Source organism: Enterococcus sp. RIT-PI-f (assembly GCF_001297065.1).
GTDB lineage: Bacteria > Bacillota > Bacilli > Lactobacillales > Enterococcaceae > Enterococcus_D.
In genome coordinates, this window is record NZ_LHOX01000024.1 from 1 (window position 1) to 11,239 (window position 11,239).

Annotated in this window: 10 protein-coding genes and 1 pseudogene; 3 read left to right on the forward strand and 8 right to left on the reverse strand. The window is 33.9% G+C overall.

Annotated features, from left to right (window positions below):
* Positions 1 to 822 precede the first annotated feature (822 nt).
* The 3 genes from AEQ18_RS15200 to AEQ18_RS15210 are packed head-to-tail and all read right to left on the reverse strand — an operon-like array spanning position 823 to position 3,915.
* A complete protein-coding gene (locus tag AEQ18_RS15200; RefSeq protein ID WP_054117205.1) occupies positions 823 to 2,490 on the reverse strand; it encodes an FAD-dependent oxidoreductase in 1,668 nt (555 codons plus the stop codon).
* Between the two features lie 17 nt (positions 2,491 to 2,507).
* A complete protein-coding gene (gene arsB / locus AEQ18_RS15205) occupies positions 2,508 to 3,587 on the reverse strand; it encodes an ACR3 family arsenite efflux transporter (RefSeq protein WP_054117206.1) in 1,080 nt (359 codons plus the stop codon).
* A 13-nt stretch (positions 3,588 to 3,600) separates the two neighbouring features.
* Positions 3,601 to 3,915 (reverse strand): ArsR/SmtB family transcription factor, encoded by a 315-nt coding sequence (locus AEQ18_RS15210; RefSeq protein ID WP_054117207.1) that lies wholly within the window; start codon positions 3,913 to 3,915, stop codon positions 3,601 to 3,603.
* A gap of 1,242 nt (positions 3,916 to 5,157) precedes the next feature.
* Here AEQ18_RS15210 and AEQ18_RS15215 point away from each other — a divergent pair.
* The 3 genes from AEQ18_RS15215 (at position 5,158) to AEQ18_RS15225 (ending at position 7,468) form a co-directional block, all read left to right on the forward strand.
* Entirely contained in the window at positions 5,158 to 5,778 is a 621-nt protein-coding gene (locus AEQ18_RS15215) for a CadD family cadmium resistance transporter (RefSeq protein ID WP_005237707.1), read from the forward strand.
* A gap of 113 nt (positions 5,779 to 5,891) precedes the next feature.
* Positions 5,892 to 7,082: a MobV family relaxase gene (gene mobV / locus AEQ18_RS15220; RefSeq protein WP_082348675.1), complete on the forward strand. Its 1,191-nt coding sequence runs from the start codon at positions 5,892 to 5,894 to the stop codon at positions 7,080 to 7,082.
* Positions 7,040 to 7,468, forward strand: coding sequence for a replication protein (locus AEQ18_RS15225; RefSeq protein ID WP_200908934.1), 429 nt, complete (start codon positions 7,040 to 7,042; stop codon positions 7,466 to 7,468). Before mobV ends, AEQ18_RS15225 begins: the two co-directional genes overlap by 43 nt.
* Positions 7,469 to 7,578: 110 nt before the next feature.
* On the opposite strand, the gene AEQ18_RS15230 is transcribed toward AEQ18_RS15225, so the two are convergent.
* The 5 genes and pseudogenes from AEQ18_RS15230 to AEQ18_RS15540 form a co-directional block, all read right to left on the reverse strand.
* Positions 7,579 to 8,271 (reverse strand): Crp/Fnr family transcriptional regulator, encoded by a 693-nt coding sequence (locus AEQ18_RS15230; protein ID WP_054117209.1) that lies wholly within the window; start codon positions 8,269 to 8,271, stop codon positions 7,579 to 7,581.
* Between the two features lie 16 nt (positions 8,272 to 8,287).
* Positions 8,288 to 8,839 (reverse strand): Dps family protein, encoded by a 552-nt coding sequence (locus tag AEQ18_RS15235; protein WP_054117210.1) that lies wholly within the window; start codon positions 8,837 to 8,839, stop codon positions 8,288 to 8,290.
* A gap of 1 nt (position 8,840) precedes the next feature.
* On the reverse strand, positions 8,841 to 9,077 hold the full coding sequence (locus tag AEQ18_RS15240; RefSeq protein WP_054117211.1) for a heavy-metal-associated domain-containing protein: 237 nt from the start codon (positions 9,075 to 9,077) through the stop codon (positions 8,841 to 8,843).
* Positions 9,078 to 9,140: 63 nt separating this feature from the next.
* A complete protein-coding gene (locus AEQ18_RS15245; protein ID WP_054117212.1) occupies positions 9,141 to 10,991 on the reverse strand; it encodes a heavy metal translocating P-type ATPase in 1,851 nt (616 codons plus the stop codon).
* 105 nt (positions 10,992 to 11,096) lie between these two features.
* Positions 11,097 to 11,239: pseudogene (locus AEQ18_RS15540) on the reverse strand (IS30 family transposase); the annotation flags it as partial.

Here is an 11,239-nt window from a genome sequence, read left to right on the forward strand (position 1 = left end):
TAGTTCGTCTGTTGTAAGATGGGTGTAGGTCATTTGTACTCACTCCTTAATAATTCTTTGGTCGGAACTATTTTGAGTGTAGCACAAATGATCTTTTTAGTTGTCTAGCTTAATTTTACAATCGACGAATATTAAACCAATAATTATTTTAAAAGAATATCGTAAATGGAGTTTCTTAAAATTTTTTACAAATAAATCATAGGAAATAAGTAAGCTAATTACTATAATTGAATACAATATTACATAAAGCAAATGTAAAAGTCCCATAGACATTTCTCCATTTCTTTTTTACTGTATACCAAGACTATAAGTATGAGATTTTACCTTTTCATTCCAACTATATAAATTTATTTTGCATATCTTTTTGCTTCTCTTATTTTATCTAGAATAAAACTTGTTTGACTATAATCAGTTAGTTCACGTATTACTTTTTTCACCGTACGATCAACAGCGCAAATACCAAACATATCAGAATAGAAGTCAGTTATTGATTTGATTGGACTAAACAATTTTTCTGATAATTCAGTTTTTTCGAGTAATTCATTTCTAAGTACCCTTTGTCTACTAGCCGATCAATAACTAAATAAGCTGTATTCAACTTAAATTCTGGATATTTTTTACAAAGTTACGTTTTGTTATCCCTCCCTCGCATTCATATAATGAAATCAAAACTCGGTATTCAATTTTAGTTAAATCTACCATCTTCAATTTCACCTCTAATAGTCCATAATATATAAAAAATGAAGCTTGAAAAAAAATACAAATGTTACATCAAACCTCAAAATAAGTTTCTTCCTAATTATTCCAATATTTAGAATTCTATCATAATTTTTGTATCGTTTCACAAACTTCTTGATAGTTTTTATTTCCTCCGGATAAATTATAAACTTGCTTAAATCCTTTGTTCAGTAGAATATTTTGTGCTGCATTTCCAGTAACTCCTTTATTACAATAAGTTACGGTTACACATTCTTTGTCCAACTCTTCATATCGATTTCTTAACTCTGCTAAAGGTATATGAATTGCTCCCTTAACTTTCGAAGTTTCAAACTGTTTTTTTGATCTAGTATCAATAATTTGTAATTTTTCACCGCTATCAATTCTTCTCAATAGCTCTATAGGAGTCATCAACGGAGTGTCATTATTTATATCGTTGTTCAAAGCCATCCCAGTATAATGAATGGGATCTTTTGTTGTAGAAAAAGGTGGGGCATATGCTAAATCCAAGTGAAATAAATCTTCAGCAGTTGCGCCAAATGAAATAGCAGTAGCAAGCACATCGATACGCTTATCTACCCCATCATATCCAATGATTTGTGCCCCAAGTATCTTCCCATTTTCTTTATTTGCGATCGCTTTGATCACCATTTCTTTACCATTCATATAGTCCGGCTTATTAGGTTTAATATTATATAAAGTAGTAATGGCTATATCATTTGCTAAAGCATCTTTTTCTGTGAGACCAGTTTGAGCAATTGTTAAATCAAAGAATCGTAAAATACCAGTTCCTAAGATTCCCTTGTGTCGTAGATTGCCACCTGTAATAACATCTCCTGCGATCCTTCCCATTTTATTGGCTGTTGAAGCTAAAGGTCGATAAATTGGTCGCCTAGTTATGCGATCAAAACTTTCTGCAACATCACCTACAGCATAAACATTTGAAAAATTGGTTTCTAACTTATCGTTTACTTCTATAGCTCCGGTAATTCCTAATTTAATTCCCATGGATTTTGCTAATGCGGTGTTCGGCTTTACTCCGGTAGCTAATACAAAAATATCTGCCGAAAAGATAGTTCCTTTAGCCGTTTCAATAGACTTCAGACGACCATCACCGTTAACTTTTCTGACGGTTTCTTCAGGGAAAAAGGCAATGTTTTTCCTTTTCATTTCATTAATGATTCTTGAAGACATGTCCCAGTCTAAATGGGACATGGGATATTTACTTCGTTGAAGTAACGAGACCTCAAGACCTAGTCTCTGCAACTGCTCGGCCATTTCTAAACCAATATATCCAGCACCAATGACAACTGCTTTTTTTGGCTCGTTTTCATCTACAAACTTCTTGATACTTTTCCCACTCGAAATGTTTTTCACCTGAAAAACATTCTCAAAATGTCTATTAACAAATATTTCTGGGGTATTATAAACCGATCCTGTGGCCAACACTAAAACATCAAAATTATTGGTAAATGATTTTTTTGTAATTAGATTGATTCCGTGAACCAATTTTTTATCATAGTCAACCTGAGTTATTTCATGAGAGGTATGAATATCTACGTCGTACCTTTTTTTAAACCATTCAGCATTACGAGGCGTCAGTTCATCAAAGTTTTCCACTTCTCCCCCCACTGCATATGGAATCCCACAAACTGCGTAAGACACATCCATATCTTTATCATACAAAACAATCTCTGCATCTTCAGTATTCCTTCTTGCTTTTGCAGCGACACTTGTTCCAGCAGCGACAGATCCAATAATGATGATTTTCATTTCTCCACACCTATCCTTTATACGTTCTTGATTTCACTCAAAGATTCCGGATTTATGAACCCGTCTTTTGTTTTATTAGAAACCTTAACTAAAAGTAACATAACTGGCACTTCCACAAGTACGCCTACGACTGTTGCTAAAGTTGCTCCCGACTGTAATCCAAAAAGTGATATTGATACCGCTACTGCCAACTCAAAAAAGTTACTTGCTCCTATCATTCCAGCAGGAGAAGCAATATTATGTGGCAACTTCCAAAATCTTGACCAACTATAAGCAATTGTAAATATTAAAATCGTTTGAATCGTTAAAGGAATTGCAATCAATAAAATATGCAATGGATTGGAAATAATTCTTTCACCTTGGAAGGAGAAAATAATGATCAGAGTTAGTAATAAACCAATAATCGTCACTGAATCAAATTTCTTCAAGAAGACATTTTCAAAATAGGTTAAACCTCTTTTTTTTATGATCAACAATCGAGTAATGAAGCCTAAAAACAGTGGAACAACTACAAATAGAACAGTTGACAGTAATAAAGTGGCTAAAGGGACACTTACATTATCAACGCCTAGCAAAAAAGCAACAATAGGTGCAAATAATACTAGAATAATTAAATCGTTGATTGCGACTTGAACCAAAGTATAGGCAGAGTCACCTTTTGTTAGGTAGCTCCACACAAAAACCATCGCTGTACATGGTGCAGCTCCTAGAATAACCGCACCAGCGACGTATTCTTTTGCTAGTTCTATTGGAATCAATTGTTGGAAAATCACATAAAAAAAGAGTGCTGAAATGCCATACATCGTAAACGGTTTAATAAGCCAATTAGTAACGCACGTGATAACTAATCCCTTAGGTTTTTTAGCAGCACGAACAATACTGGTAAAATCAATTTTTAACATCATAGGATAAATCATCAACCATATCAAAATAGCCGTTGGAATTGAGACCTGAAAATACTCAAATTGACTTAATGTATCAGGGATAGCTGGAGCAAACTGTCCAATCAATACTCCGATTATCATACACAAAATTACCCATAGAGTTAAATACTTTTCAAAAAAGCCTAACCCTTCAGCTTTACCTTTTGATTTCATTTTTACTTTCCTCCTACTTAGATTCTTCTTTTACTTTGCATACACAGTTGTCTTCATTATTTACAAGTAATTGTTGAATAGATTCCATAAATTCTACAACAAATTCTTCCCTCAATGAATAATGGTGCCATTGCCCTTTTTTACTTACACAAACGACACCCGCTTTTTCAAGTACTTTCATATGATGAGAAAGTGTAGGCTGCGTAAAATCAAAATATTCAAGTAAATCACATGCACACAAACTACCGCAAGAAAGCATATCTACTATTTTCATACGATTTGGATCCGCTAGAGATTTTAATACTAATGAAAGAGATTCATAATTCATTCTTCGACCCTCCTTATATAGATGATTGTCTATATATGTAATATAGACAACCATCTATATAAGGTCAAGTTGTTTACTCATAATTTCTAAGTAAATAGGAATTATGAGTATAGTTAGCACTCTCACTATAGGTTAATTTAGCATAGAAAAACTGTTAAAGAATATTCTATCTTGAACTCCTTTATAGTTATAGCAATCAAAGAGAGCTCATAAACCTAAATTTTAATTGAATAATGATTTAGTTACGAGTTTATGAACACAAAAATAGAGTGATACATATAAATTACAGTATCTAAAAAGAGTGTCCAGAAATTAGTCATTTTCTGAACACTCTTTCTCAAAATAACTCATTATGAATTTTTTATGATTCGAGAAAGCTTTTTGCACAATCTACATGGACACTATTAATGATTTAAAAATCTGTTTAAAGGAGTGTCCAACAGAGTATAATCTGTTGACCGCTAAATGAAATACTTTCTGACCTAATTAATTGAGCTGCTGAAAGAGCTATTAAATGAGAAATTAAAAAAGGATCAAAAACTTTTAAGTTTCTGATCCTTTCTAAGAATTGTCCTAATATTCATGAACCTAAATTTTAAATGAACAATGATTTGTTTACGAGTTTATGAACACAAAAATAGAGTGATACATATAAATTATAGTATCTAAAAAGAGTGTCCAGAAATTCGTCATGAAGTGCTCCCTATAAAGTAGATTTGGAATTTTTGTTTTTTCTTTGTCTACTTTATAGGAAGCATATCATCTTTTCCTCTGCACTAAATGTTGTTCTTTTAGACATACTAAAAACTCCCATCATAGTAGATTAGAAATTTTTGTTTTTTCTAGTGTCTACTATGATGGGAGTATATCAAAAGTCGAAGGGGGTTTTTATTTTGGTTTGAGGTTTGCATACCTACCGAAAAGGTAGAGTAGCAAAACGTCAAACAGGTATCAGCTAAATGCACCATAAGGGTGCGCTGATACTCGGCTCAAAAGAGCCGACAGAGCCGTCTGCAAGACCCCTCGGAGAGCCCACACTTTACCTTGTAAAGTACAGTGGGTTATACTTTACAAGGAAGTAGTCACCGAATTCCAGTTAGAAATTACTTTGTAACTACGTTTTGAGGAGGAGTAAAATGCTTTCCTACGTTCGACATTACCCATTAGCGATAGCTAAATTAATGTGTCTGTGCTCTCCTAAAATCTGCTGATTTATTACTGACTAATACAGGAGGTTTTTTTATGGGACAGACAATCATATCTGCTATTGGTGTTTATATTTCCACCAGTATCGATTACTTAATTATTTTAATTATTTTATTTGCACAGCTATCACAGAATAAACAGAAATGGCATATTTATGCGGGGCAATATCTAGGAACTGGCTTACTTGTAGGGGCGAGTTTAGTTGCTGCTTATGTCGTCAATTTCGTGCCTGAAGCATGGATGGTTGGATTGCTTGGTTTAATCCCTATCTATTTAGGGATTCGCTTTGCAATTGTTGGAGAAGGTGAGGAAGAAGAAGAGGAAGAAATTATTGAAAGATTAGAACAAAGCAAGGCAAATCAACTGTTTTGGACAGTCACATTGCTGACAATTGCGTCTGGCGGAGATAATTTAGGTATCTATATACCTTATTTTGCTTCGTTAGATTGGTCACAGACCCTCGTGGCGTTGCTTGTGTTTGCAATCGGCATAATTATCTTTTGCGAGCTTAGTCGGGTGCTATCTTCTATTCCGTTAATATCCGAGACAATTGAAAAATACGAGCGAATCATTGTGCCCTTAGTATTCATTCCACTTGGACTATACATCATGTATGAAAGTGGCACGATTGAGACTTTTCTGAACTTTATTTTATAGATAAAAAAGCCCCTTAAATGGGGCTTTTCTTATATTTTTTTGAATCCTAACCTCAAACCTCAGATACGTTTTTTTACCGCTAATTCGCCAAACCAAAGAATGGAGGACTTATGATGAGTTATTTAGTCGCAAGAATGCAAAAGATGAAAGCTGGAAATTTAGTCGGAATGGGTAATCATAATCAACGGTTAACTGACAATCATTCAAACAAAGATATTGATACGGAACGCTCGTATTTGAATTATGATTTGGTCAATCGCACAGACAATTACAAAACGGATATTCAGCAATTTATTAACGATAACAAATCAAGTAGTCATGCCGTCAGAAAAGATGCTGTATTAATAAACGAATGGATCATAACTTCTGACAACCAATTTTTTAAAGATAAAGACGATAAAGAAATTAAAGATTTTTTCGAACAGGCGAAAGATTACTTCGCTGAAAAATTTGGCGATAATAATATTCGTTACGCTCAAGTTCACTTGGACGAAACGACACCTCATATGCACTTAGGGATTGTGCCATTTAACGCTGAACATAAGCTATCTGCAAAGACAGTCTTTAATCGACAAGCCTTTCGGGCGGTACAAGACGAGTTGCCAACGTACTTGCAAGAGCGAGGGTTTAACCTTAAACGTGGCGAAAAAGGGTCAGAGCGTAAAAATTTAACTGTGTCTGAATATAAAAAGGCGAAAGACGAATTGAAAGAGATGACTACCACGCTGGAACAGCGGAAGTCAGAAGTTTTAGCGTTATCGAACGATAAAACACCAACAATCAAGAAAGAGAGTTTAGATTTAAAAGACGAAACGAAAACGGTCAAAGTACCAAGTGGCGAAACCATTGATATTGGTAAGTTGCGACATGAATTTATGAAAAATGAAGAACGTAAAACAGGAAATGTGATTATTCCTAAAGATAAATTAAATGCTTTAATACAAGGCTATGAAGATTTATATAGCTCAAATGAGCGATTAAAGAAATATGTGGAAACTGATTTACCTAAAGAAATCACTAAAGTTAAAGGGAAATATAGCGAATTAGTGAAAGAATACAATGATTTAGTGCGTAAGAGTAATCGGAATATTGAAACAATTGAAGATTTAGAAAAAGAGAATAAGTCGCTTAAAAACGAAATTAAGGGCATTTACAGAGGTTTTACGGCTTTCTTTGAGAAATCTAAGAGTGTAACGGCTGAACAGATAAAAACGCTAGTAGAAGGTGTTGTCAGTGAAGTGAAAGAGTTTGGGCATTTATTGTGTATCCAGAGAGTGCACCAAAAAATTGGCGAGAGATTTTAGACGAAATGCATATGCGTTGGATTGAAAGTCCCTTGCATGATAAAGATTTCAATCCTGATGGAACGATCAAAAAACCGCATTGGCATGTAATGTTATCGGCTGATGGGCCGATTACGTTAAAAGCAGTTGAGAAAATTATTGAACCTTTGAATGTGCCTGCACCACAAAAAGTTGGTTCAGGACGTGGAATGATTAGATATTTTATTCATTTGGATAATCCTGAAAAATATCAATATTCACGTGATGAAATAGTTGGTCATGGTGGTGCTGATGTTGAAAGTTATTTTGAATTAACGAAAACAAGTAAAATAAGTGTGATGAAAGATATTGCCACTTATATTTACGAAAATGAGATTGATAATTATGCTGACTTTCTAGGCTTCTAAAACAAAACTACACCAAGAAAGGATATCACCATGGATCATTGTACTAAAAAATTGGGTTCTATGATAAATAGTGTTGGTAACCAATACTATTTATCATAGAACCATTTAACTTAACTTGATGCAAATAATAATTTATCTAAATCAAATATCTCAATATGTTTTTGAGTATGCTGTTTAATTAAACCTCTCTCTTCCAATGATGAGAACTTGCGACTTATTGTTTCTGGGGTTGTACCCAAGTAGGAGGCTAGATCTTTTTTCGACATTGGTAAAGTCACATAAGTATGGTTTTCTTCATCTTCAACGTATTCTGATAGAAAATCAATAATACGAGACTCTACTTGCTCCAAACCAACCTGCATCGTTTGCTTTTCTGATACCTGTAACCGTTTCGTAACATCTGATAGTATTCTTCTCATAATTTCTGGGTAAGCGCCTAAATAGTCATCCATATCCTTTTTATGAATTCTACATATGCTTACTTCTGATATTGCTTCAGCATAATTAGAATGGTAACTTTCAGTTTGAAAAATAGCCACTTCTCCCATAAAATCACCAGGATTTAATATGCGTACAGTTTGTTCACGACCAGATTCATTTAAGTTATAAACACGTACACGCCCATTATTTATAATATAAAGTGTGTCATCTTTATCACCATTTCCAAATAACAACGCATTCTTTGCATAATGTACTTCTTGCGCTGATTGCGCAATTAAACTCATTTGTTCTTCATTTAGGTGATTAAAAATCGGAACTAAACGTATACAATCTATATGACTATGGTGGTGATGGTGTGCCATACAGCTTTCCTCCTAATTAATCGTTATCTATATAGTCATCATCTTCTAACGCATCCTTGTTAACGAAGGCTTGAAGTTGCCAAATATTTATATCTAAGTAATCTTTATAACTAATTAGTAAATCTTCTAATGCATCATCTGCTTCTTCTTGTGCTAAACGCATTGCACGAACGGTAAATTCACGATTAGTCCTAAAATCTCCTACTAACTGTATGACCATTTCTTCAGCAGAATAATATTTTTCAGACGGATCTTCAGAAATTATTGTAAATTCCTGAAATTCAGTAGTTGTTGAAGCTGGCTTAAATCCTGAAGCTAGTAAACGTTCTGCAATCTTATCAAACCATGTCTCATTCTCATTATATAAATTCTCAAAAACACTATGCAATGAATAGAAATTTGTGCCTTTTACATACCAATGATATTGATGTAATTTTACATGTAAGGTATGGATATTAGCAAGTATATGATCTGTGACAGCTGCAGCATTAATCTTGGTATGATGAATGTGTTCTTTATATGCTTTTTCAGCAGCTAATTTTTCTTGTCTTTCATTTGCTGTTGTCATTTTATACACCTTCCTTTACTTTTGAACTAATAACTGAATATCCTAGGTTTTCAATAGATTTTTCAATTGCACTCAAATTGACTTGTTCTTCATCAAAATCCACTTTTACCTTACTTGCATTGAACAGTACTTTTACAGAATCTTTTTCTACACCAGCTGTCTGTTTTAAACCATTTTCAATTTTTTGTAAACATGATGGACAAGTTAATGTTTCTAATTTTAATGTTGCTTTAGTCATATCTATCACTCCTTTAAATAAATTATACAGGACATTTCTTTTAAGATAATTGACGTAGATCAATTATCTTAATTCATATCTTCTTAATCTCATCGCATTTAAAATAACTACTAAAATACTTGCCTCATGAACTAACATGCCAATCGACATAGACATCCATTCACTAAATACTAAACTAACCAATAAAATTATCACCACACCAACAGCAATTAGAATATTTTGTCGCATATTCGCATATGTCCCTTTAGCTAAACCTAAAGCATGGGGGAGACGATTAAAATTGGAATTCATTAGAACAATATCTGAACTTTCAATAGCCACATCTGTCCCATTTCCCATAGCAATCCCTACTTCTGCAGTAGCTAGAGAAGGACTATCGTTCACACCATCACCAATAAAAGCAATAATTTCACCAGTAGACTGTCTTTCTTTTAGAAACGCTTGCTTGTCCTCAGGTAACATATCGCCATGAGCCTCGGTTAATCCTAGGTCCTTTTTAACTAAATTAACTGTGCCTTGATTATCCCCTGATAATACAATGAGATTTTTAACACCAAGTGATTTTAATTTTTGTAGGTCTTGTTTAACACCTGCTCGAACTTGGTCACGGATTCCCATTAAAATAATTAACTTACGATCAACTGCCGTTAATACAATTGAACTACCGGCTCTTTCTAATTTATCTAATTCTTTAAGAACATCATCAGATAGTGGTATATTTTCTTGTTCCATTAAGGTTTTATTCCCTACTGCAACAAGGTGTCCGTCAACGTGAGCAATTACACCCCCACCTTTTATAACCTGCGTATTATCTACAGGTCTTAGTTTATATTGCGCTAATTTATTTGTAATAGCGACAGCTAAGGGATGATCAGATTCCCTTTCAACCGAGTATAATAGAGATAAATCCTCCTCTTGATTATTTCCATAGTAAACGAATTCGCTAACTTCAGGCTTTCCTTCAGTTAAGGTACCTGTTTTATCAAATAGGACTGTATCTACATTTGCAAAATGACTAATCACTTCAGAACCTTTAAACAAAATTCCATTCTTTGCACCATTTCCTATACCCGCGACATTTGAAACAGGTACACCAATGACCAAGGCTCCTGGGCAACCAAGTACTAATACAGTAACCGCAAGTGCTGTATCTTTAGTTAGTAGCCAAACTAATAGCCCAATGATAAGGACCACAGGTGTATACCAACGAGAGAACTGGTCAATAAATCGTTCAGCTTCCGATTTAGAATCTTGTGCTTCTTCTACTAATTCAATAATTCGACCAAATGTAGAATCCTCCCCAATTCTATCAGCGATTATTTGAATAGTCCCATTATCCATAGTGGTACCGGCAAATACTTTGTCACCCTTCTCTTTCTTTAGAGGTAAAGATTCGCCGGTGATATTAGCCTCATTTACATATCCTTTTCCAGTAGTTACCCTACCATCTACTGGAATCTTGGCCCCAGTTTTTACTAAGAGAATATCCCCTTCCTTTACTTTATCAATATCTACTTCTTCAAATTGTCCCTCGTTCAATTGCTTAAAAGCAGTCTCTGGAGCCATTTCCGTCAACTCTTTAATAGCAGACCGTGTTTGCTTAAGTGTACGCTGTTCTAAATATGACCCGAATAAAAATAAAAAAGTAACAATAGCTGACTCTTCGTAATTTTGAATAAAGAAAGCACCAATAACGGCTATCGTTACTAAAACATCAATACTCACTACTTTTACTTTTATAGCCTGATAAGCCTGTATTGCAATTGGTATAACACCCAATATGGAAGCAATTATAAAAGCACTATTAAAGATAACCGTATTGGTAAAGATGAAATGTGCAATAAAACCTATAATAATGAATAGACCACTAATAACTGTAATATGATTTTTATGTTTCAATATAGTCTGTTGCATATAAACCCCTCCTATACTTTAGTACAACCACAGTATATTAGTTTTTAAGAGATATAAACTTGATTACTATCAAGTTTATGCAGTAGTTCTAAATAATTTCATTTGTCAAATTAAGTTAGATAAATCATCTGGTTTTATATTTCTCAAAAATATTTCCATCGGTGTTTGATACTTTAGAGATTTTCTTGGGATGTGATTTCGTTTGGAAGCAACAGCTTGAATAAATGATTCTGATACTTCCTTCTGGT